Here is a 22,902-nt window from a genome sequence, read left to right as displayed (position 1 = left end):
ATCGATATTTGCTTGCTGAACTTTGGTTACCGCGCATTTAGCAACTGCGCCCTGACGAACCTTCCTTTCAAAAATCGCTATCTTCATCCGCAGCGCTTGTGCGCGGCGGTCATTCAATATGCTATGAAAGGGTTCATCATGACCACTGGCACAGTTAAATGGTTTAATTCCACCAAGGGCTTCGGCTTCATTCAGCCTGACAACGGCGGTCCGGACGCATTCGTCCACATCTCCGCCGTCGAGCGTGCTGGAATGCGCGAAATCGTCGAAGGCCAGAAGATCGCCTACGACATGGAGCGCGACAACAAGTCGGGCAAGATGTCTGCCTGCAATCTGCAGGCAGCCTAAATCGGTATCGGGCTCTCCCTTGACCACGGATGTACTGGCACTGTCGAGAGCATGATACCCATCAAGGTCAGGCAACATGCCTGGCCTTTTTTATTTCCGCGCGCCGACTGCACGATCCCGCAACTGCATTATGCATCGGGAGTGACGTGCAACACCGTAGACGCGCGCCAAAGTCGGGGATATCCCATGACAGAGACACACAACAAATCGCGCCAGCGGGCCGAGATCGCCTTTGCCAAAGAGCAATCGCAGTTCTTTGCCCGCGACAGCGCCGTTGAAGAACTCGACTCCATCGTCCAGGCTCGCGAAGAGAAGACCCTGCGTCTGCGCGAAGCGCGGCTGGCGAAGGAATTGCAGGACCGCCTGGCGGCGGCTGCCGCCCCCGCTTCGAAACGCGTCAGAAAAACCTGACTTTCAGTCAGGGTGACACCTCAACTGGAATAGAGACTTGAGAAACATCAGAAACAGTGAACTCACCGACCGTCGCAGCGCCGCGGCCGATGCGAAGAAAGCGCTTCTTGAAGCCTACCGCGCGGCAAAGGAAGCCGCAGAACCGACCGAACTCGCCCGCCAGGCCGAGCGTCAGGCGGTCGCTGCAGCCCGCGAAGAGCGGCGCATCGAACGCGAACGGGTAAAGAATGAGGAGCGCGAGCGCTTGCAGGCCGAGGCCGCTGAGCGCGAGGCGGCACTCACGGCTGCNCGCGAAGAGCGGCGCATCGAACGCGAACGGGTAAAGAATGAGGAGCGCGAGCGCTTGCAGGCCGAGGCCGCTGAGCGCGAGGCGGCACTCACGGCTGCYGCAAGAGCTGAGGCCGAAGCGCGCGAAGCCGCCGACAAGAACCGCATTTCACGCGTGATCGAGGACGAGGCTGCCCGCAAGGCCGAGCGCGACCGGCGCTACGCCAACCGCAAGGCGCGGCAGGCTTAACCGCAGCCCGCAAATGGACTTTGAAGCCCCCACCATGGCGAGCCGTGATTGAGGGTAGCGTCAAGTACCGATCGAAAACGCCGCGCGTCCTCAGGGCGCGCGGCGTTTGATGATCAGCTACGTTTCATTTCCAACACGCGGTTGGCAGCCGAGACGATCGCTTCCAGCGAGGCTGCAACGATGTTGGTGTTGATGCCGGCGCCAAACAGCTTACCATCAGGGTGCTCCATCTCGACATAGGCGATGGCGGCTGCGTTCGAGCCGTGCTGCAGCGAATGCTCGGAATAGTCGGCGACCGAGAGATCGACGCCGAGATAGATCGACAGCGCGTTAATGAAACCGTCGATCGGACCGGTGCCCTTGCCCTCGATGCGCTTGAGCTCGCCGTTGTCGGTGATCTCGGCCGAAACCACACGCACGCCCTTGTGCTCGCCGACCGGATAGGTGTTGTGATCGACGAATTTGATGCGCGCGCCGGGCTGCTCGACATAACGCTCGATGAAGCGTTCATGGATGCGTTTGGAGGGTAGCTCCTTGCCTTCTTCGTCGGTGATGTGCTGGATGTCCTCGCGGAACTCCACCTGCAGGTTGCGCGGCAGGTTGATGCCGTAGTCTTCCTGCAGGATATAGGCGATGCCGCCCTTCCCCGACTGCGAGTTGATCCGGATGATCGCCTCGTAGGAGCGGCCGACGTCACGCGGATCGATCGGCAGGTAAGGCACTTCCCACAATGGCTTGTTGGCGGTCTTGATCGCCTTCATGCCCTTGTTGATCGCATCTTGGTGCGAGCCGGAGAAGGCCGTGTAGACCAGTTCGCCGACGTAAGGATGGCGCTCGGGGATCACCATCTGGTTGGAATATTCGTAGACTTCCTTGATCCGCTCGATGTCGGAGCAGTCCAGCTGCGGGTCCACGCCTTGCGTGAACATGTTCAGCGCCAGCGTCACCACGTCGACATTGCCCGTGCGCTCGCCATTGCCGAACAGCGTGCCTTCGACGCGGTCGGCACCGGCCATCAGGCCGAGCTCCGTCGCCGCAATGCCCGTGCCGCGGTCGTTGTGCGGGTGCAGGGAAATGATCAGGCTCTCGCGATTGTCGAGGTTGCGGCACATCCACTCGATCTGGTCGGCATAGATGTTCGGCGTCGCCATCTCGACGGTCGACGGCAGATTGAGGATCAGCTTGTTATCCGGCGTCGGCTTGACGATCGCGGTGACCGCGTTGCAGATCTCCAGCGCCACTTCCAGCTCGGTGCCGGTGAAGCTCTCCGGCGAATACTCGAAGCGAAAATCGCCACCGGCCTTGGCGGCCATGTCGGTGATCATCTTGGCAGCATCGGTCGCAATTTGCTTGATGCCGGCAACATCCTTGGCAAACACCACCCGGCGCTGCAACTCACTGGTCGAGTTGTAGAAATGCACGATCGGCTTATGGGCGCCCTGCAGCGCCTCGAAGGTCCGGGTGATCAGCTCCGGCCGGCACTGCACCAGCACCTGCAGCGACACGTCTTCGGCGACATTGCCCTCTTCGATGCACCAGCGGGCAAAGTCGAAGTCCGTCTGCGAGGCCGAGGGGAAGCCAATCTCGATTTCCTTGAAGCCCATGTCCAGGAGCAGCTGGAACATGCGCGCCTTGCGGTCATGGCCCATCGGGTCGACGAGCGACTGGTTGCCGTCACGCAGGTCGACCGAGCACCAGATCGGCGCCTGGGAAATGGTCTTCGACGGCCAGGTCCGGTCGGCGAGCGTGATCTGCGGGTAAGGCTGATACTTCACCGCCGCTTCCGGCATGCCGTTCTTGATGGAATGGGATTTCTGGATCATTGCAGCTTCTCTTCATCACTGAGCGCTCTGGCCGCTTTGCCATAACCGATCGGGGATCGGATTGCGATGGCAAATGCCGTGGCGGGCGCGTTTGTCCTAAAACTCTATTGGATTCGAGGAGCATCTGCCGGCGTGGCTTTTTCGGCCGCCGGGCGCTCCTCAGCGAACCCGGCAACCGCGAGTAAGGCCGAGAAGAAGAAGCGAGGCGAAGGCGTGCAGCGGCGCACGATTGTCATCGTGTGCGGCAGAGATCGTAGCGATCCGATATGCGCTGGCCTTGGTCATGACAAAGCCTATACACGGCTTGCCGAACCGGAGCAAGGCATGCCCGTGCGGAAACGTGAGGAGTGCGACCATCCCTCTGGCGCGAGCCCCGCCAAACGAAAAAGGCACCGGCGCTGCCGCCGATGCCCTTTGCAATTTCAACGCCGTTGCCGACGGTATATCGGTCTCAGATATCCGAAACCGAGGTGATGATGCGCGAGACGAGGCCATAGTTCTTGGCCTCTTCAGCCGACAGCCAATAGTCACGTTCGGTATCCTTGGCGATCTTTTCGACCGTCTGGCCGGTCGCTTCGGAGAAGATCTTGTTCAGGCGCTCGTTCATCTTGATGATTTCGCGGGCCTGGATCTCGATATCCGAAGCCATGCCGCGGGTGCCGCCCGACGGTTGGTGAAGCAGGAAGCGGGTATTCGGCAGGCAGAGACGACGCTCCTTGGGAACGCCGACATAGATCAGCGCGCCGGCGGACGCGACCCAGCCGGTGCCAATCGTCCAGACCTTCGGCTTCACGAACTTCATCATGTCGTGAATGCTGTCGCCGGATTCGACGTGGCCGCCTGGCGAGCTGACGAAGAGGCGGATGTCGTCATCGCTGGCCGACGCAAGCGCCACGAGCTGCGAGCAAACCTTCTGCGCCAACTCCTGGGTGATGGTGCCGTAAATGAAAATCGAGCGCGACTTGAAAAGGTTCGCCTCCGTTTCCTTGCCCAAGGGCAGTTCGGTGTTCTTGTCTTCCTCGTCGCTCATCCGTTGTTCTCCGGCGTCTCATGAATTTCTTTGTCAAAGTCAGATAATGCGACTCGACAGCGAAGACAATGCAACAAACCGAAAGGGCGACAAAGGGCGAAGCGGATTGCACTGCGCCTATGGTAAACGGCGCCACCGCCAAATGCCGTATGGACAGAGACACAGAGCCCAATAAGATCGAGCCGGTCAAAAAACTGCAAGGACAGGGCTCCCTCCCAGGTCCTGTCGATCCATGGGGACAGATATGAACAGACGCATCCTGATTGCAGCGGCCGTGCTGATGGCATCCGCGGCACCGGCCTTCGCTCACCTCAACCCTGATGAGCACGGCTCGTTTGCCGCCGGCTTCTCGCATCCGCTCTTCGGCCTCGACCATATCCTGGCCATGGTCGCCGTCGGCCTCTGGGCCGCACAGATCGGCGGCCGGGCGCTGTGGCTCGTGCCGTCGGCCTTCGTCGCGATGATGGCGGCCGGCTTTTCGCTGGCAACGGCCGGCATCCATTTTCCCTTTGTCGAGCCCGCGATCCTCGCCTCGGTTGTCGCGCTGGGCCTGCTGGTGGCAATGGCCGTGCGCCTCGATGCGGCCGCGTCGGCTGCGGTCGTCGGCCTCTTCGCGCTCTTTCACGGCCATGCCCATGGCGGCGAACTCGGCAGCGCCGGCGCCCTTCCCTTCGCCATCGGCTTCATGCTTGCCACCGCCGCCCTTCACGCGGCCGGCATCGGCCTTGGCGTGGCGCTTGGTCGCCTCTCAGGCGGCGGCACGCTGGCGCGCATTCTCGGCGGCCTTACGGCACTTGCCGGCACGGCCCTGATCTTCGGCTGACGAAACGAACGGGGAATGGCGGGTCATGCCCGCCATTTTTATCCGCGACCGCGATAGGTCGGCACGCCCTGATCGGGCAGCCACAATCCTTCCGGCGGCTTGCCGGTCTGCCAGAAAACGTCGATCGGAATGCCGCCGCGCGGATACCAGTAGGCACCGATGCGCAGCCAGCGCGGCGACAACAGGCTGACCAGCCGTTTGGCGATATCAATGGTGCAGTCCTCGTGGAAGGCGCCATGATTGCGGAAGGAATGCAGGAACAGCTTCAGCGACTTCGATTCCACCAGCCATTCATCCGGCACGTAGTCGATGACGATGTGGGCAAAATCCGGCTGGCCGGTCATCGGGCAAAGCGAGGTGAATTCCGGCGCGGTGAACCGCACCAGGAAGTCCGCGCCCTGATTGCCGCTCGGCACGCGCTCGAGCACCGCTTCGTCGGGGCTCTGCGGCAGGTCGACCTTGGCGCCCAGTTGCGACAGGCCGGATACGTCAGTCTTGCTCATTTGCGTGGTGCTCCACTTACCTTTACGCGCACGCCGTGCGCCTTTTCACCTTCCGGCTCGACATGGATCGCGATCTTGGCGCCGGGGTGAACGGCGCGTATCGCGTCCTCGATGCGATCGCAGATATCATGCGCCTCGCCGACCGGCATCATTTCCGGCACGACCATGTGGAAATCCACAAAAATCACCGGGCCTGCCTGGCGGGTCTTGAGATCGTGCACTCCAAGCGAGCCCTTGCCGTTGGCGGCGATCGCCTGCTTGATCGCCTCCTCCTCCTCGGCCGGCACCGCCCGGTCCATCAACCCGTCAATCGACCGCGAGATCACCATCCAGCCCTGGAACAGGATATTGCAGGCGACGATGACGGCCAGCAAGGGATCAAGGATCGCGTAACCCGTGGCAATGGCAAGACCAAGGCCGATCAAAACGCCGATCGAGGTCACGACGTCAGACAGAATATGATGGCCGTCGGCGCTGAGAGCCGGCGAGCGATGCTTCCGACCGGCGCTGATCAGCACATAGGCCCAGATGGCGTTGACGACACCAGCAGCAAAGTTGATCGCCAGGCCGAGCGCCGGAGCTTCCAACATCACCGGCGCCATCATCGCCGGCACCGCTTCCCAGACGATCAGCAATGCGGCAACGACGATCAGCACGCCCTCGATAACCGCGGAAAAATACTCCGCCTTGTGGTGCCCGAAGGGATGGCCGGCATCCGCCGGTTTCGCCGCATAGCCGATCATCAGATAGGCGATCACCGCCGCAATCACATTGACTGTCGACTCAAGACCATCCGACAAAAGGGCCACCGAGCCGGTAAGCCACCAGGCAAGCAGCTTCAGCCCCAGCACAGCCAGAGAAAGCGGAATGCCCCAGAAGGCAAGCCGCAGGACGGTTCGGTTATCGGATAGAGACATCTTCTTCATTCCTCATGCAGATGCAAACGAGTTGCAAACGCAAGCCCATTGAAACGCAAAACCGCCCGCGCGAATTTCGCGCAGGCGGTCAATGGGAAACATATGTGCCATCGATGCCGGCTTGTCAAAGGTGCGTTCGGCTCCTGCCCGTTTTTTAAGGGTCCGTAATCGTACCCGGCATCAGATCGGTTTCGGCGCTTTCGACTTCTTCGGCGCCCTTGCCGAGGTACAGGAAGACGACCACGGCCGTTGCCGTGGTAATGGCCGTCAACAGCCAGAGCAGCGTCCCGAACGCGCTGCTATAGGCTTGAAGCAGTGCAAGGCGCTCAACCGACGGCACTATGCTGCCGGCCGCAGCCACGTTGCCGGTGACGAGCCTCTGGGCGACATCGGCGGCGTGGCCGCCGGCTGCCGACCCCAATTTGATCTGCGTGAAGACAGAGAGAAGCGCTGTCACCACCGCAAGGGCGATCCCTTCGCCCGCAACACGGGTGGTGCTGAAGATACCCGTCGCCATTCCCGCCCGCTCCTTCGGCACCACGCTGACCGCCAGCCCATCCATCAAACCCCAGGGCAGGCTGATGCCGATGCCGACGAGCAGCAATGGTGGGACCAGCAGCCCCGGCGCCGAGCCCACGGGAAACTGGCTGAGCCAGCCAAGCCCGGCGGCTGAAACCAGCAATCCGGTCCCGCAGATGCCGGCCGGCGCAAACCAGCGCGTCAACAGACCGGCGGCGATCGGCAGGAGGAGCAGCGGAGCCGAGAGCGCAATCATCATCCGCCCCCCGGCAATCTCGCTCATGCCTTCGATGCCGATGAACCGCACCGGCAGAAGAATGAGCAGCACGACGAAACCATAAGCCGGCGCCGCCGCGAGCAGTTGTACGCCGACAAAGCGCGGATACTTGAACAAGGACAGATCCAGCATCGGCCGCGCCACGGAACGCTCGATTCGGTAGAAGACAAAGAAGAAGACAACCGCAGCTACCAGCACAGCGAGGACGAAAGGATCGCTCCAGCCGGCCTCGGGCAGCTGCAGGATGCCAAATGTCAGGAATGCCAGCGCCAGCGTGAACGTCACCGCCCCCTTCCAGTCGAGGCCGCCCGCATTCGGGTCGCGCGTTTCCCGCAGGAAAACGGCACCGAGCGCAAAGGCAAAGGCCGCGAGCGCGACGACAAGCAGGAAGATTGCCGGCCAGCCGAGCGCCTCGACCACGAGGCCGGAGGCAATGGGGCCAAATGCCAGGCCGACGCCAAAGCTCGCACCGACGACGCTGAACGCCCGCAGCCGTTGCCCCTCTTCAAACTCCTGTGCCAGTGAAGCCATGCCGCCCGAAAACGCTGCCGCCGCCCCGACACCCTGCAAGGCCCTGAGAATGTCGAACAAGACAATATCGTTGGCGAAGGCAAGGCCGAGCGAGAACAGGCCGAAGGCTGCAAGCCCGCCGAGGAACATGCGCTTGCGGCCATAGCTATCGGCAAGCGCGCCCGCCGCCATCAGGGTGCTGCCGAAGGTCAGCATGAAGGCGTTCGTGACCCAGTTGAGCGCCAGCGGGCTTCCACCCAGCGTCCGGCTGATCGCGGGCAGTGCCACCGCCGGCCCGGTGAAGGTCAGCGGCATGGCGGCGGCCGCACAACAAACAGCAACAAGAACGCACAACCGTCCGGCGTTGCTCCTACTCCTGGTCTTTTCTCTCATGTCTTGCAGTCCCGATGTGTTCGAGCAAGGAAGGACCCGCCGGTCGCACTTCGTGAGGCGACCGGTCGCCGGTCGGTGGGTATCGATTGACTTGAGGAGGATAGATTGGACAGAATGGCTGGGAAATACCGCCATCATTCCACTCTTGGCGGAAAAAAACGCTCGAATAGGAGAGGCAATGGATCGCTTGGGTGGACTGACGGCCTTTGTTCGAACCGCCGATCTCGGCAGCTTTGTCGCTGCCGGACGGGTCCTTGGCCTATCCGCTTCGGCCGTTGGCAAGGCGGTGACCAATCTCGAGAGACAGCTTGGCGTTCGCCTGTTTCAACGCTCGACACGCAGCATCCGGCTGACGGAGGAAGGGCGGCTGTTTCACGAGCGCTGCCGTCGCGTCCTCGACGATCTAGACGATGCCGAGGCATCGCTAGCCCAAGCCGTCGCGGCTCCACGCGGGCGCCTGCGCGTCAGCGTTCCGATCGTCAGTTATCACCTGCTGCTGCCGGTGCTGCCGGAATTCGTTGAGCGCTATCCCGAAGTCGAACTCGATCTCGATTTCAACGATCGCATCGTCGACCTGATCGATGAGGAGGTCGATGTCGCTATCCGCAGCGGCGATTTGCCGGATTCCCGGCTGATGTCGAGAGCCCTGCGCCCGTTCCGGCTTCTGCTTTGCGCCGCCCCAAGCTACCTCGCCGATCACGGCACGCCCGAATGCCCACGGGATCTCGATGGTCACCGGGCAATCCGCTTCCGGTTTCCCAACAGCCGCAAACTGCAGGACTGGCCGATTGTCATGTCAGGCACCATGCCGCCGATGTGCACAGTGCTGACCTGCAACAATATGGAGGCATTGCGTGGCGCCGTGATCAGCGGTCTCGGCATTGGCTGCATGCCGGACTTTCTGGCGCGCGGGCCGCTTGCCGACGGCGCGCTTAAAACGGTGCTCGACGCCCATCTCAACGCACCCGGCCAGTTTCACCTTCTCTGGCCCTCGAACCGGCACCTCTCGCCCAAGGTCCGGGTCTTCGTCGATTTCCTCAGCGAGCGGCTGTTTGCCGATCGCTGCGAAATTCCGGGCGCGCCAAGCGCCCCATGAAGGCACCTGCCAGCCCGACAACGAAAGCGCCGCCCTTTGATACGGAGGCGGCGCCTGATTGTCTGCGGTTCGTTTCTTAGGCGGCCTTGACCTTCGCCCGCTTGGCCAGATGCGCCACCACGTTTTCGATCATGCGCATGCCGGCATCGCCGCCGAGCGTCATGATCGATTCCGGGTGGAACTGCACGGCTGCCACCGGCTCCTTGGTATGCTCGATGCCCATGATCGTGCCGTCTTCACTTTCGGCGGTGATCATGAAATCGCGCGGCAGGCTCGACGGATCGGCAAAGATCGAGTGATAGCGACCGACGGTCACCTCCTTGCCGAGGCCGGAGAAGACGATGCCGGGTTCGAGCACGCGGATGCGCGACGGCTTGCCGTGCATCGGGATCGCCAGCTGCCTGAGATCGCCGCCATAGGCTTCGGCAAGCGCCTGCAGGCCGAGGCAGACGCCGAAGATCGGCAGATCGCGGGCACGCGCCTTCTTGATCGTTGCCTTGCAGTCGAAATCCTTCGGGTTGCCGGGTCCCGGCGACAGCACGACGAGATCCGGCTTCACCCGGTCGAAGATCTCTTCGGCCACCGGCGAGCGCACCGTCGTCACCGTTGCCCCCGTTTGGCGGAAGTAATTCGCCAGCGTGTGCACGAAGCTGTCCTCGTGGTCGACAAGCAGGATGTTGACGCCGGCGCCTACGGCGGCGACGTCACGGCCGGCCTTGCCGCTGTTGGCGGATTTCGCGTCACGAATGGCTGCGATCATGGCAGAGGCCTTCAGTTCGGTTTCGGCTTCTTCTTCTTCCGGGTTTGAATCGTAGAGCAGCGTCGCGCCCGCCCTCACCTCGGCAATGCCGTCCTTGATGCGGATGGTGCGGAGCGTCAGGCCGGTGTTCATGTCGCCGTTGAAGCCGACCATGCCGATGGCGCCACCATACCATGCGCGCGGGCTCTTCTCGTGGCCTTCGATGAAGCGCATCGCCCAGAGTTTCGGCGCACCGGTGACGGTGACGGCCCAGGCGTGGCTGAGGAAGCCGTCGAAGGCGTCCATATCGTCGCGCAGGCGCCCCTCGATGTGGTCGACCGTGTGGATCAGGCGCGAATACATCTCGATCTGGCGGCGGCCGATGACCTTGACGGAGCCGGGAACGCAGACGCGGCTCTTGTCGTTGCGGTCGACATCCGAGCACATGGTCAGTTCGGACTCGTCCTTCTTGGAATTCAGCAGCTTCAGGATCTGCTCGCTGTCGGCGATCGGGTCGTCACCGCGCTTGATCGTGCCGGAAATCGGGCAGGTCTCGATGCGGCGGCCGGACACGCGCACGAACATTTCCGGCGAGGCGCCGACCAGGTATTCCTGGTTTCCGAGATTGATGAAGAAGGAATAGGGCGACGGGTTGATCGCCTTCAACCGTTTGGAGATCTCCGACGGCTTGCTGTCGCAGCGCTCGAAGAACTTCTGGCCGGGAACGACCTCGAAGAGATCGCCGCGGCGGAAGCTTTCCTTCGCCTTGACCACAAGCTCGGCATATTCGCCGGGCCGGTGGTCCCCATGCGGCGGAATGATGTCGACGGTCTGGAAGGGTTCGCTGGCGATCTCCTCCGTCTTGCCTTCAGTCGAAACACCGTCCTTGGCGAAGTCATAGCGGTCGATCCAGGCCTTGGCGGCATAGTGGTCGACGACCAGGATCTCATCCGGCAGGAACAGAACCATGTCGCGCTGGTCGTCCGGGCGCTTCAGCTTCAGCTCGATGGCGTCGAACTGGAAGGCGAGATCGTAACCGAAGGCGCCATAAAGGCCGAGGCTCGCATCCTCCGCCGAATGGAAGAGGTTGGTGACGGCCCGAAGCACGGTGAAGACCGTCGGCATCTTCGAGCGCTCTTCCTCGGTGAAGACACGGTCGGGCGCGTTGATCGTCAGGTCGAGACGGGTCGCCGTCGAGGTGCCGAGCGTGATGTCGGCGACGGTTTTCAGATGGTCCGAAATGATCGACAGCAGCACTTCGCCGCGGCCGTTATAGGCTTCGATCCAGAGCGAGCGGCCGAAGGAGGAAATGCCGAGCGGCGGGTCGACGACGGCAGTGTCCCAGCGCGTGTAGCGGCCCGGATATTCGTAGTTGGACGAAAACACCGCGCCGCGACGTTCGTCCAGCCTGTCGACATAGCTTGAAATCGAATCCGCATAGGAGGCTTCGCGCCGCCTGCGGGTGACGACGATCCCGCCCCTGGTGGTATAGCTTTCCGCGCCGTCTTCGAGAATTACCGTTGCCATTCGTCTCGCTCCGTAAAAGCCCGGTTTTTCCACGCGGCCAGAATACGAAAAAGCCGCCTCGAAATCTCCGGGCGGCTTGATGTCTCAATCACGCATGACTGGTCAAGGCCGCCTCAGCGAGCCCACCACCAGATCGAAATGTTGCGTGCATTTGTCATGGGCGAAAGTGTTAGCGCGGGTTGCAGCCTTGCGCAAGCGGGAAAAAGTGCCGCCGCAGGAGCAAAAGAAAAGGCGGCCACGAAGGGCCGCCTTTCCGACTGGAGCTCGTCTGCGATCGATCAGAACTTGGCCTTCGCCGTGACCAGGAAGGTCCGGCCGCGACCGGTGTCGATCGTGCTGCCGGCAATGGTGCTCGACGACGGCGTGTAGGCCTTGTCGAACAGGTTCGTGACCGTTGCCGTCACTTCGAAGCCATTCTCGAACTTGTAGTTCGCGAACATATCGACCAGCCCGTAACCCGGAACGGTCGGCGGCGTGCGGTTGATCGCACCGACGTCGGCGCTCGAAACCGCGTAGAAGCGCGTGCCGACCGTCAGGCGCTGATCTTCGAGGAAGCGGGCGCCGAGCGTCGCGCTGACGATAGTGTCCGGCAGGTAGGTCTGCACGCCGAAACCGTTGATCTGCGATGGCAGTTTGCTGTCGGTATAGGTATAGGCGAGGTCGCCGAAGACGAAGCCTGCATCATAGGCCGCCTGCAGTTCGAAGCCCTGAACCGTCGACGTGCCAGGGTTGTTGACGAAGAAGATCTGGCGACCGCCACCAAGCATTGCCGCGGTGATGTAGTTGTCGATCCTGTTGTGGAAGTAGTTGGCCTTCACACGCAGGCTATCGCTGGAGTCGAGCAGACCGTCGAAGGAGAAGTTGGCACCAACTTCCCAGCCCTTGGAGATTTCAGGCTCCAGGAACGGATTGGGGAAGAAGGACTGACCGCTAGAGCCCGGGTGTGTTCCACCGGCAAAGGTTTCGTTGACCGTCGGCGGGCGCGAGGTCTCTGCGTAGGTCACGTAGGGCTGGAACCAGTCCGTAGGGTTGAGCGCAAGCGTGATGCTCGGATTGAGGTGTCCATCGGACTTGTCAACTGTGTAGGGACCTGCCGGAAGGCCGATCGGGTTGCCGGCGACAACGGCGCCCGAGCCGTCGAGGCTGTAGTGGTCGTAGCGCAGCCCGGCCGTCAGGTCGGCGATACCGTAGGTGAAGGTCGTCGTGCTGAAGACGCCGGTCGTGGCATTCCGACCGCCACCGTTGACACCACCGCTCGGCCGCGCCGTGCTGTTGATGACGTCGTAATCATCGCGGAAATACTCGACGCCGTAATTGGCCCTGACCGCAACGTCACCAAGATCGAACAGCGAGGTGTTGGAGATGTCGAAGCCCTTGCCGGTGTCGATGATCTGACGGCCGGCGGCAGTACCGCCACCTCTGACGTCGGTGTCGTACTTCATCTTCAACCGGTTCCAATAGGCGTTGGCGCGGAAATCTATGAGTTCGTTGTCTGGCGTATAGGAATAGCTTGCGGCCAGCGTCTGGTTCTTCACGTTCTGGAAGTAGGAGTTGGCGAAGAAGTCATTGTCATAGGTGATGCCGCTGAACTTGAAGGTATGATCCTCATCCGGCGTAATCTCGAACTTCAGCATGCCAGACAGCAGGTCTTCCTCGGTATAGGGCACCTGAACGCCATTGCCGTTGTCGTAATTGCCAGGGTCGGCCTTGCTGATACCGCCCAGTACCGAAAAGACGTCGTTGAAGCGGTAGGCGCCGATCAGCGATTCCGACCAGCCGGCACCGTTGGTGCCATAGGTGGCGGAGGCAATGCCGCCATAGGTCTTGCCGTCCTGGATCAGGTCTTCGATGTCATAGGTCCTAAAGTTGACCGAGCCGGCCAATGCGCCACCGCCGACACCGGTGACGGCGCCGCGGGTGACGTCGATCTCGGACAGGAACGCCGGGTCGAAATAGGCGAGACCTTGCGCTTCGTGACCGGTGAAGCGGAAGTTCTGGCGCACGCCGTCGATCATCATGTTGACGCGACCGGAACCTTCGAAGCCGCGAATGTTGACGGCCACACCCGGGTTCTGCGGATTGTTCGCCGTCGACGTGCCGGGAACACCGCGCAGCAGGTCATCGGTTTCAAGCCCGGACTGCAGGTCGATCTGGTCGGTCGTCACCACGCTGACCGGGCCGGCCTTTGCATAGGGGTCGCTGGTGCGCGCGCCCTTGACGACGATCGGCGAAAGGAAGGTCTCGCCCTTCTTGGCGGCCTCGGCATTCTGTTCGTTTGCCTTCGGCGCGGTCGTCGCGGTCTGCGCGAAGGCACCAGAGGCGGCGGAAAGAGCAAGTGTAGTCGTGCACGCCAAAAGTGCCAGGCGACGGTGCCGGTTGAGCATGGACCAATCCTTTTGAATTCATGGGCCGGGCTTGCTGTTGAGCGGCGAACTCAAGGGGCTGGCTGGGCGTGGGGTTCGAATACGTGGCGACATTGCGTCGCCTCATTTATGCCGCATAAAAAACATGACTATTATTGTCAAGATAGAAACGCCTCCCCAACAATTTATGGGATCGTCCCAATTCGGGGCGTTGCCGAACTGCAACGCTCTTTGCATCAAGCCGATGAAACCAGATGGCTTCCCATGCGTTCCTCCCCGTCGAGGCCTGCCCTCGCGGACATGTGAAAGGAAACGCATGCGTTGCCATATCCCCCTGATTTTCCTGTCGACATTGCTCCTCACAGGCGCGAGCCTTCCCAAAACCGGCCCCCTTCCCCTACCCAAACCACCTGCGGACGCACAGGCCGAGGCGCCGGTACCCGCTCCTGAAAAGAAGCCGGAAACGCGGGTGAAGGAAGGTGACGAAGACAAGGACCAGCAGCCTCCCAGCGGTCAACAGGGCAGCCAAGCGCCAACGCCTGAGCCGAAGCCGGCGGAAGGCACAGAAACTGAGAAGGACGGCGACAAGGGAGCCGACGGCAAGAAGGGCGACGCCGCCAGCGAGGAGAAGACCACGGACAAGCCGACTGACTACAAGGCGGAAGAGCCCCCCGTCATCTACCCGCCGGTCGAAAACGAGAACCCGACCGAATACGCCAAGTGCCTATCGGAGCTGAAAGCATTGGGTGCCGTTTTCACCGAAGCCAAGCGGATCGACGATGGCAAGGGCTGCGGCATCGACAAGCCGCTTGATGTGACAAGCGTGTTGCCCGACGTGAAACTGGCGCCGAAGGGGCTGATGCGCTGCGAGGCGGCGTTGGCATTGGCGCGCTGGACCAAGGAAGCAGTACAGCCGGCGGCCGACGTGGCGTTTGCCAAGGGTACGACCGCCAAGATGTTGAACCAGGCCTCCACCTATATCTGCCGCCTGCGCAACAACGCCCCGACAGGCAAGATCTCAGAGCATGCCCACGGCAACGCCGTCGACATCGCTTCGTTCACGCTCAGCGACGGCAAGACCATCGAGATCCAGCCTCGCGACGAGGATGGCACCATGACCGGCGCCTTCCAGCGTGCGATCACCGCTTCGGCCTGCCTGTATTTCAAGACCGTGCTCGATCCGGGCAGCGACGCGGCGCATGAGACGCACCTGCATCTCGACGTGATCGAGCGCGGGAACGGATATCGTTACTGCCGATAGAGCGTTTCCGCCTTGTACGGAGTCGCTGAACCGCTCTATCGTTTTGCTTCACGCATTTCCTGACGGAAAACCGCTTCGCGCCTTATCTGGAACGCTTTAATCCGCACCATAGCCAAGGGCGACGAACTCGCCTTCGAAACGCCCGGCAAGCTCACCGTCATCCAGCAACTCGGCGGCAACGACGATCCTTGCCCTGCCCCGACGGTGAAACAGCCGCAGGAAGCTCGGCCATTGCCCCATGTCCGCAAGGGTTGACCGAGAGGAGAATGCACCGGCAACCGGCTTCAGATACTCCATCCGGTTGCTCTGGATCACGAGGCGGGCCGGAACGCCCGCGTGCGTCAGCCGCACGTGCAGCAGCGACCAGGCGGCAAGGATGGAGAGTGCGGAGGCACTGCCGCCGAACACCGTTTCGCGATGATTGATGTTGGGAGCGAGCGGCGCAGATAGCCGCACGTGCTCATCAATCGCTTCGTCGACATGAACCTGCATCGCTGCCGAAAGCGGAATATGGGCGTGAAGATAAGCTTCAAGGTCCAACGGGGTCATGGCGGCTCAGATCGATTTTGCTCACATCGTATCGGTGGGCAGGCACTCGCAACATCAGCACGGACGCACTGATCAGGACAATACCCTCTCCCTTTCGTCACCATCAAGCGAGCAACCCGCACGGCTTGCACGGCAACAAAGGTGGCGTAGATACCTTGCAGGATCAGGTTTCCTTCCCCAGATAGCAGCCCAGGAATATCACTGCCCCCCAAGCCCGAGGAAACCTCCATGGCGCTCACAATGTACAGGCTCTCCGTTCCCACCTTCGTCCATGGCTTCAATGTCCTCGGCAAATTGCTCGACAAGGCCGAGGCCCATGCCGGCGAAACCGGTCTTTCGCTCGACGATCTGGTCAACGCCCGACTGGTCGCCGACATGCTGCCGCTTGCAGGCCAGGTGCAGCGCGCCAGCGACACGTCAAAGGGCACCATCGCCCGGCTGACCGCGCTCGAGGTGCCGAGCTTTCCCGATGAGGAGAAGACGTTCGGGGAACTGCGCGAGCGCATCGGCAAGACCGTCGCATTCCTGGAGACCGTTCGACCGTCCGATCTCGACGGCAGCGAAACCCGCGAGGTCACCCTGACCTTCACCAAGCTGAAGATGACGTTGAGCGGCGAGGACTATCTGTTGAAATTCGTGCTGCCGAACTTCTATTTCCACCTGACCACGGCCTACGACATTCTCCGCCATAAGGGCGTTCCCGTCGGCAAGGCGGACTTCATCAGCCTCAACTGAGACGTGGCGCCTCGGGAAGCGAAACGGGAGCGGAAACGCTTTAAAATCAATCCATAACGCCTCAAATCGATCTCGGTTTGAGGCGTTATGCCTACAGCGCCGCGCGTCTTGTTAGACGCGCCAAGGTCGCTGTAGCGCTTTAAATTGCCGCTGCTTTTATCCCTAAATCGAATGCGATTTACGGAAACTTACAGTAGCCGGGAGCTCAAGCGTTTCCGATTTAGACGGAATCGCATAAGCGCTCTATCTCTTTGTTTTTACGCATTTCCTGACGGAAAACCGCTTCGCACTTTTCCTGGAACTGCTCTAGAACAGGCCTTCGATATAGCCCTGCTGATTGAGGTAGATCTTCTCCGATGACGGCACCTTCGGCAGGCCCGGCATCGTCATGATTTCGCCGGTGATGACGACGATGAAGCCGGCGCCGGCGGCAAGCCGCACTTCGCGGATCGGCACCGTGTGGCCCGTCGGCGCGCCGCGCAGGTTCGGGTCGGTCGAAAACGAATATTGCGTCTTGGCCATGCAGATCGGCAGGTGGCCGTAGCCCTGATCCTCCCAGGTGCGCAATTGATCACGCACCGACTTGTCGGCGATCACTTCGCTGGCGTGGTAGATGTCCTTGGCGATCGTCTCGATTTTGTGGAACAGCGGCATCTCGTCGGGATAGAGCGGCGAAAACTGCGAGTGGCCGCCTTCGGCGAGTGCTGCTACCTTTCGCGCCAGTTCCTCGATGCCTACAGAACCTTCGGCCCAGTGGCGGCAGAGCACGGCCTCTGCACCGAGCGTTGCGACATAGTCCTTGATTGCCTGCACCTCGGCCTCGGTATCGGAGGTGAAGTGATTGATCGCGACGATCGCAGGCACGCCGAACTTCTTGACGTTCTGGACGTGGCGGCCGAGGTTGGCGCAGCCTTTGCGCAGCGCCTCGAGGTTCTCCTTGCCGAGATCGTCCTTCTTGACGCCGCCATTCATCTTGATGGCGCGCACGGTGGCGACGATGACGGCGGCATCGGGCTTGAGCCCGGCCTTGCGACATTTGATGTCGAAGAATTTTTCCGCGCCGAGATCGGCGCCGAAGCCGGCTTCGGTTACCACGTAATCTGCGAGTTTCAGCGCCGTGGTCGTCGCGATCACCGAGTTGCAGCCATGGGCAATATTGGCGAACGGGCCGCCGTGCACGAAGGCCGGATTGTTCTCCAGCGTCTGCACCAGGTTCGGCTGCATCGCATCCTTCAACAGCACGGTCATCGCCCCGTCCGCCTTGATATCGCGGGCAAGGACCGGGCTCTTGTCACGCCGGTAGCCGATGATGATGTTGCCGAGGCGCTTTTCCAGGTCCTTCAGATCCATCGAAAGGCAAAGGATCGCCATGACCTCGGAAGCAACTGTGATGTCGAAACCGGTCTCGCGCGGATAACCGTTGGCAACGCCGCCGAGCGAGCCGACGATGTTGCGCAGCGCCCGATCGTTCATGTCCATCACCCGTCGCCAGGAAATGCGCCGGATGTCGATGTTCTGCTCGTTGCCCCAATAGATATGGTTGTCGAGCAGCGCCGCAAGCAGGTTGTGGGCGGATGTGATGGCGTGGAAATCGCCGGTGAAATGAAGGTTCATGTCCTCCATCGGCACCACCTGGGCGTAGCCGCCGCCGGCCGCCCCACCCTTGACGCCGAAACAGGGGCCGAGCGACGCCTCGCGGATGCAGACGATCGCCTTCTTGCCGATGCGGTTGAGGCCGTCGCCGAGACCGACCGTCGTCGTCGTCTTGCCCTCGCCGGCGGGCGTCGGATTGATCGCGGTCACCAGGATCAGATGGCCGTTCTTGCGGTCCTTCTGTGCAGCAATGAATTCCGCGCCGATCTTTGCCTTGTCATGGCCGTAGGGCAGCAGATGCTCCGGCGGAATGCCGAGCTTTGCACCGATCTCCAGGATCGGCCTCTTCTTCGCGGCACGCGCGATTTCGATATCGGACTTGACCTCCACCATGGGTTTTCCCCTCCCCCCAAGCTGCATTTCTGTGCCTGACCCCATTCGGGATGAGGCGTTTCTTGCACCTTCGCCGGAAGGCACAACTCCGGCTGGAGCTGCCGCCCATCAGGCGCTGATCTTTATCGCGCGAGAATGTCGCGCATCTCGACGATGTTGGAGCGCACCCGCAGGATATAGAAGCCCATGGTCGCCAGATGCGTCGGCATGATCCAGCCGGCCTCTTCGCCGTTGGAGATGATGAACGGCTGGATGCGAAGTGCCGAGCGCAGCTGCTTGATCGTTTCCGTCCAGATCGGCGTCAGGCCGCGCTGGGCGACGACGTTCTCGAAGTCGGCGCCGGCAGCCGAAAGGATGCCGTAGTAACCGTAGAGCTGTCCGTAGGCGAACCAGAAACGGTCGTCGGCACGCGTGTCGAACCAGCCGCCATTGTGGTTTTCCGAGCGCTCGCGAATGATCGCCGAGGTGTTGCCGAGATCGTTGGCGATGCGGTCGAGGAACTCCACCAGGTTATCGGCGCGACCGTCAAAGACGGCATCGCACTTGGCAAGCGTGGTGTTGAAGGTGCGCATGTCCCGCATGGCAGCGCGATAGAAGCTCGGTGTCGGGGTCTTCGGGCCAAACGGATTGAGGCCGAAGTACCAGGTCTCCTCGTCGAACTGGATGTTGCCACGCGCCCGCTGCAGATCGTTGTTGATGCCTGACGTGCCGCGAACGCGACCGAGTGAATCGACCAGTTCAACCGAGGTACGGCGAACCGCCTGGTTGATGCCGCGCTGGAACGATGCCTTGTTGTCGAGCCAAGGCGTATCGTCCCAATCGAGGCCGAAGAAGCCGACCTTGTAGAGCAGCATCGACGAAATCCAGGCATTCTCATTGACGTTGAAATCGATGAGATCGGCCGCGACATCGACGATCGCCGAGGTCTGGCACTGGGTCCCGGCGGGCAGTTGCACGGCGGCAAGTGCCTCAGGCGTAACTTCGGCCGGCGGCGTAACCGCGGCCGCCTGGTTGGCTGCCGCTGCGCCGGTCGTCGTTTGTCCGGTCGTGACACCGGGCCCCGCCACAGGCGAACCCGCCGGCACCTTGCGCTCGGCGAGCTTGTAGCGATCAACATAGTCGGCATCGAAATTCGTCCAGGCCTGGGTCTGCCAGATGAAATAGCCGTAGAAGAAGATCAGGCCGAGCAGGATGATGCCGATCGGCCCCTTGATGATCCAGTTGCGCTGGCGATACCAGTTTCCAAGCGCAACGAACGGCCACAGCAGCCAGGCAACGGCCAGGCCGATGCCGCGACCGATCGCGGTAAAGACACGCTGGAAAAACGCGACGATCGGATCAAACATGTCCTATTCCTCTCTGAGGCCGTAAAGCTTGCGGCGGAAGGCCGCCTTGTCCTTGAGATATGTGCCGGTCAAGGTCGTCACAACATATTCCCTGAACTTTTCGCTGTAACGCTCGTAGGCGTCATAAAACCCCTGCTTGTCGAAGACGAAGCGGGAAACGAAATCGCGGGGAACGAGCTGGGCGATCAAGCGGTTGACCAGCCACTGATCGGGATGAACGGGCGCGGCCCTCACCAGCATGAAGCGGTTTGCCGGCGCGACATCCTGCATCCGGATGCTGCCCGTCGTCTGCACCATGCGCTGCATCTCCTGCAGGAAGGGATAGGTGGCATCCTGGGCAACGAGTGCCGCGTTGCGATGCATCCAGGTCTGCAGCCAGATCCGGTCGGCGCGGGCAAGATCCGTCGTCGGATCGGCATCGTTGATCAAACCGCGCACCACCATGTCGGCGCGATGCTGGTAGAGCCCTGAGTCCTCGACCCAGGACGCCTGGGGCAGTTGCAACCGCTTTGTCGAGGCCAGGAAATCGTAGATGCGGGCGTGATCGTCGATCGCGATGTAGCTGACCTGCCAGGGCCGCGACCGGCGGAAACCGGGGACCGACGGGTCGCAGATGACGGTCGTCGTCTTCTCGTCGAGGAAGACATAGACGCCGCCGAAGTGATTGGCCCAGAAGGCATCGTGGCGGAAAACCAGCTGATCCGGCACCAGCGCGTTCTGGCGGATGTCGCCCGTCACCTTCGCCAGTTCGACCATGCGGTTCAGCATCTCGTCATCAGTCCAGGCGGTCGGCACCTTCTTCAGTCGGTCGACCAGGCTCCTGAGTTCGGCCGCCTTGCCCAGCATGTCTTCTGCGGAAAGCACCCGGAAGCGCACCTCGTTGATCGACAGCAGATCATCGATGTCGTCGACGATGGAAACCGAATCCTCGATCTCGCCGTAGAGTGCATCCTTGATCGTCACTGCGTTGATCGCCCGACTGTTGGCGTTGAAGAACTCGTGCATCAACGCCGCCGTGTTGGAAAAGCTTGTGTGCACCACCGGCAGTTCCGCCTGATCCGGCGTCATGATGATGAAACGGCGGTTCACCCGGTTGGGGTCGAGATAGTCGCGATCGCCAAGCTCGTCGGCAATCTCCGGCGAGAACCCCGTCATGTCGATGCTGAAGCGTTCCAGCGCCGTCGGACGCAGGCCAAAGCCCTCCAGCGCCTTGTTGTAGCGCGCGATCAGATGCGGCTCGGCGATATCGAGCAGGCGTCCATAGATAAGCTCGGCTTCGAGCAGACGTTTCATAGCTCAGCGCTCCCCGCCATCAGCCCTGCCACCGGCCGTCGCGTTTCATCGCCTCGATCTCGCGGATCGCCTTTTCGCGCTGGCGCTCGCGGCGGATGATGTCGGTGACGGCGGCATCGTCCGACTTGTCGGTGTAGCGGAATTCGCTGTCGGCGTAGCGGTTGATTTCCTGCAGCACCATCTCGATGGTGATCGGGCCGCGAAGCGCCTCGATCATCGCTTTCTTCTCGTCATAGCCCTTGTGCATGAACGAGCCGGCATCCTTGAACCAGTCGTCGGGCAATTCGACGTCCATCGCCCTGAGCTTGACCGCGTCGGTGATGTTCTTGATCGCCCGGCCGGTAAAGCGCGGCTCTGCCTCCTTGATCATGTGCAGATAGGCGCCGACATCGGCAAGCGTGGCAAGCGCGCCCTTCTCCTTCTGGTACCGCTCCCAGACGGAAACCAGCCCCTCCTCCTGCGGTCGCGAATGCGCCCCGTAGGATTGCGACACGGCGCGCTTGATCTCCTGTCCCTCGAACAGCGCGTGCTCGCCGAGTGGGATCTTGTGGTTCTTGCCGACGAGCAGCGCGAAGATGTCGATATAGTCGTCTTCCGTCTGCGGCCCGTCGACCAGCCAGCGGGCGCCGGCGCGCTGGCGCAGCGCATCGTCGACATTCTCGGGATAGTTGGAGAACATGCCGAAGGTGCAGTTGCCGCGCACCACCGTCGATGCGCCGGCAAAGCTTTCCATCAGCACCGCCGTCACCTCGTGCTGGCCGGCCGATGCCCGGTCGTCGGAGCGCTTGGCCGCAACCTGGTCGACATCGTCGATGGTGCCGAAGCCGATGGCGCGCGGGTTGATGACGTTGTTGACGAACTCCTTGCAGTTCTGGCCCGATTTGCCCTGATAGGAGGAGATCTGGTCGACGCCGAAGTTTTCGTAGTGGAAGGCGTAGCCGGCGATCTCGCAATATTCGTTGAGCATGCCGGCGAGCATCTGGATCAGGATCGTCTTGCCGGTGCCCGGCATGCCGTCGCCGATAAAGGTGAACAGGAAGCCGCCAAGTTCGACGAACGGGTTCATCTGTCGGTCGAAGTCATAGGCCATCAGCATCTTGGCAAGCTTCAGCGCCTGATACTTGGCGATATGGTTGCCGATGATCTCTTCCGGTTTCTTGAAGGTCATCACCAGCGGCTTGCGCTTCTGGCCGGGCGCGACGTCGAAGCCGTTCAGGGTGAAGTCGTCCTGGTCGAGCCGGATATGCACGTTCTCGAAGCTCTGCAGGCCGGTAAAGCGGCCCTTGCGCGCAATAAGCCCTTCGATGGCAACGCGCGAAAACGCACGGGCACGCGCCGTCAGCGCCAAATCGTCGGCCGCACCGGAAATGCTGCGGTCGAGCGCCGCGATCAGCCCCTTCAGGGCATCCTGCGGCGTATCGAACAGGAAGTCCGGCTCGACGGCATCGTCCACCGGCTCGCCCTCGCCCGACAGCGTCGAGCCGAGATAGGCGGCCAGCGTGAAGGCGGAGATATAGGCGGAAGCGTTGAGCAGCGCCTTGAACTGGTTGGCGTCCTCGCCGGCAAGCGGCGCGGTCGTGTTGCGCGCCTGCAGCTGTTCGAGGTTCGTCTGGCGCGCGAAGACGTCGGCGACAGCCAGCGCCACCTGGATGCCGCGACGGGTCCTGTAGAGAACCGCATGCTGCGCCGGCGACAGCATCTGGTCGCCCTGCCGCACCGCCTGAACCGTGCGCGCAAGCTCGACCTCGCGGGTGCGGCGCTGGCCGCCGGTCGAAACCGTCGAAACAAACCGTCGCCCGGTGCCGGCGAGCGGTGTGCCGGCTGATCCCTCGTCCCGCTCGAGGATCACCAGCTTGGTCACCAGCCCCTGCGCGACCGCCTGGTGCTTGGCGATCTCGTCCTCGTGCAGCGTCGTCAGCCCGGTATTGAGCGTCAT

Annotated in this window: 19 protein-coding genes and 2 pseudogenes; 8 read left to right on the top strand and 13 right to left on the bottom strand. The window is 61.8% G+C overall.

From position 1 onward, the window contains the following. Positions 1-138: 138 nt before the first annotated feature. From ASD52_RS17710 to ASD52_RS40065, 4 genes and pseudogenes are all read left to right on the top strand, one after another. Positions 139-348: a cold-shock protein gene (locus tag ASD52_RS17710; protein WP_025427963.1), complete on the top strand. Its 210-nt coding sequence runs from the start codon at positions 139-141 to the stop codon at positions 346-348. A gap of 186 nt (positions 349-534) precedes the next feature. Next, positions 535-759 (top strand): hypothetical protein, encoded by a 225-nt coding sequence (locus ASD52_RS17705; RefSeq protein ID WP_025427964.1) that lies wholly within the window; start codon positions 535-537, stop codon positions 757-759. 37 nt (positions 760-796) lie between these two features. Next, positions 797-1,047, top strand: a pseudogene (locus ASD52_RS40070) (DUF6481 family protein); the annotation flags it as partial. 1 nt (position 1,048) lies between these two features. Beyond that, a pseudogene (locus ASD52_RS40065) lies at positions 1,049-1,276 on the top strand (hypothetical protein); the annotation flags it as partial. Positions 1,277-1,389: 113 nt separating this feature from the next. Here ASD52_RS40065 and leuA read toward each other — a convergent pair. Both leuA and ASD52_RS17685 read right to left on the bottom strand, forming a co-directional pair. Further along, positions 1,390-3,099 (bottom strand): 2-isopropylmalate synthase, encoded by a 1,710-nt coding sequence (leuA, locus tag ASD52_RS17695; protein ID WP_057205726.1) that lies wholly within the window; start codon positions 3,097-3,099, stop codon positions 1,390-1,392. 451 nt (positions 3,100-3,550) lie between these two features. Then, positions 3,551-4,129: an ATP-dependent Clp protease proteolytic subunit gene (locus tag ASD52_RS17685; RefSeq protein ID WP_025427968.1), complete on the bottom strand. Its 579-nt coding sequence runs from the start codon at positions 4,127-4,129 to the stop codon at positions 3,551-3,553. 244 nt (positions 4,130-4,373) lie between these two features. On the opposite strand from ASD52_RS17685, the gene ASD52_RS17680 reads away from it, so the two are divergent. Next, entirely contained in the window at positions 4,374-4,952 is a 579-nt protein-coding gene (locus tag ASD52_RS17680) for a HupE/UreJ family protein (protein WP_025427969.1), read from the top strand. A gap of 38 nt (positions 4,953-4,990) precedes the next feature. On the opposite strand, the gene queF is transcribed toward ASD52_RS17680, so the two are convergent. The 3 genes from queF to ASD52_RS17665 all read right to left on the bottom strand — a co-directional run bounded on the left by queF (position 4,991) and on the right by ASD52_RS17665 (position 8,071). Continuing rightward, entirely contained in the window at positions 4,991-5,455 is a 465-nt protein-coding gene (gene queF, locus ASD52_RS17675) for a preQ(1) synthase (RefSeq protein WP_025427970.1), read from the bottom strand. Continuing rightward, positions 5,452-6,372, bottom strand: a complete 921-nt coding sequence (locus ASD52_RS17670) for a cation diffusion facilitator family transporter (RefSeq protein WP_057206125.1) — start codon at positions 6,370-6,372, stop codon at positions 5,452-5,454. Before ASD52_RS17670 ends, queF begins: the two co-directional genes overlap by 4 nt. Before the next feature lie 154 nt (positions 6,373-6,526). Then, the gene (locus ASD52_RS17665) at positions 6,527-8,071 is read right to left on the bottom strand and encodes an MFS transporter (RefSeq protein ID WP_057224995.1); all 1,545 of its coding nucleotides are present in this window, start codon (positions 8,069-8,071) and stop codon (positions 6,527-6,529) included. Between the two features lie 178 nt (positions 8,072-8,249). On the opposite strand from ASD52_RS17665, the gene ASD52_RS17660 reads away from it, so the two are divergent. Next, a complete protein-coding gene (locus ASD52_RS17660; protein WP_025427973.1) occupies positions 8,250-9,167 on the top strand; it encodes a LysR substrate-binding domain-containing protein in 918 nt (305 codons plus the stop codon). 76 nt (positions 9,168-9,243) lie between these two features. On the opposite strand, the gene ASD52_RS17655 is transcribed toward ASD52_RS17660, so the two are convergent. The 3 genes from ASD52_RS17655 to ASD52_RS17650 all read right to left on the bottom strand — a co-directional run bounded on the left by ASD52_RS17655 (position 9,244) and on the right by ASD52_RS17650 (position 13,817). Next, positions 9,244-11,433 (bottom strand): anthranilate synthase, encoded by a 2,190-nt coding sequence (locus ASD52_RS17655; RefSeq protein WP_025427974.1) that lies wholly within the window; start codon positions 11,431-11,433, stop codon positions 9,244-9,246. Between the two features lie 113 nt (positions 11,434-11,546). Then, positions 11,547-11,591, bottom strand: a complete 45-nt coding sequence (trpLE, locus tag ASD52_RS39375) for a trpE operon leader peptide TrpLE (protein ID WP_178385073.1) — start codon at positions 11,589-11,591, stop codon at positions 11,547-11,549. Between the two features lie 120 nt (positions 11,592-11,711). Beyond that, positions 11,712-13,817: a TonB-dependent hemoglobin/transferrin/lactoferrin family receptor gene (locus ASD52_RS17650; protein ID WP_025427975.1), complete on the bottom strand. Its 2,106-nt coding sequence runs from the start codon at positions 13,815-13,817 to the stop codon at positions 11,712-11,714. 295 nt (positions 13,818-14,112) lie between these two features. On the opposite strand from ASD52_RS17650, the gene ASD52_RS37430 reads away from it, so the two are divergent. Continuing rightward, complete coding sequence (locus ASD52_RS37430) at positions 14,113-15,057, top strand: extensin family protein (RefSeq protein WP_082571836.1); 945 nt, start codon at positions 14,113-14,115, stop codon at positions 15,055-15,057. A 96-nt stretch (positions 15,058-15,153) separates the two neighbouring features. On the opposite strand, the gene ASD52_RS17640 is transcribed toward ASD52_RS37430, so the two are convergent. Further along, positions 15,154-15,606, bottom strand: coding sequence for a YiiD C-terminal domain-containing protein (locus tag ASD52_RS17640; protein WP_025427977.1), 453 nt, complete (start codon positions 15,604-15,606; stop codon positions 15,154-15,156). A gap of 228 nt (positions 15,607-15,834) precedes the next feature. On the opposite strand from ASD52_RS17640, the gene ASD52_RS17635 reads away from it, so the two are divergent. Next, positions 15,835-16,341: a DUF1993 domain-containing protein gene (locus ASD52_RS17635; protein WP_025427978.1), complete on the top strand. Its 507-nt coding sequence runs from the start codon at positions 15,835-15,837 to the stop codon at positions 16,339-16,341. Positions 16,342-16,647: 306 nt separating this feature from the next. On the opposite strand, the gene ASD52_RS17630 is transcribed toward ASD52_RS17635, so the two are convergent. From ASD52_RS17630 to ASD52_RS17615, 4 genes are all read right to left on the bottom strand, one after another. Continuing rightward, the gene (locus ASD52_RS17630; protein ID WP_025427979.1) at positions 16,648-18,327 is read right to left on the bottom strand and encodes a formate--tetrahydrofolate ligase; all 1,680 of its coding nucleotides are present in this window, start codon (positions 18,325-18,327) and stop codon (positions 16,648-16,650) included. Between the two features lie 122 nt (positions 18,328-18,449). Continuing rightward, complete coding sequence (locus ASD52_RS17625; protein WP_025427980.1) at positions 18,450-19,673, bottom strand: DUF2333 family protein; 1,224 nt, start codon at positions 19,671-19,673, stop codon at positions 18,450-18,452. A gap of 3 nt (positions 19,674-19,676) precedes the next feature. Beyond that, positions 19,677-20,966: a DUF6638 family protein gene (locus ASD52_RS17620; protein ID WP_025427981.1), complete on the bottom strand. Its 1,290-nt coding sequence runs from the start codon at positions 20,964-20,966 to the stop codon at positions 19,677-19,679. Positions 20,967-20,985: 19 nt separating this feature from the next. Continuing rightward, a complete protein-coding gene (locus ASD52_RS17615; RefSeq protein WP_057221003.1) occupies positions 20,986-22,902 on the bottom strand; it encodes an AAA family ATPase in 1,917 nt (638 codons plus the stop codon).

Origin of the sequence: Ensifer sp. Root142, from assembly GCF_001426785.1 — a bacterium.
GTDB classification, from domain to species: Bacteria; Pseudomonadota; Alphaproteobacteria; order Rhizobiales; family Rhizobiaceae; genus Ensifer; species Ensifer canadensis.
Note: the sequence above shows the minus strand (reverse complement) of the source record. Positions and strands in the feature narration are given on the sequence as shown.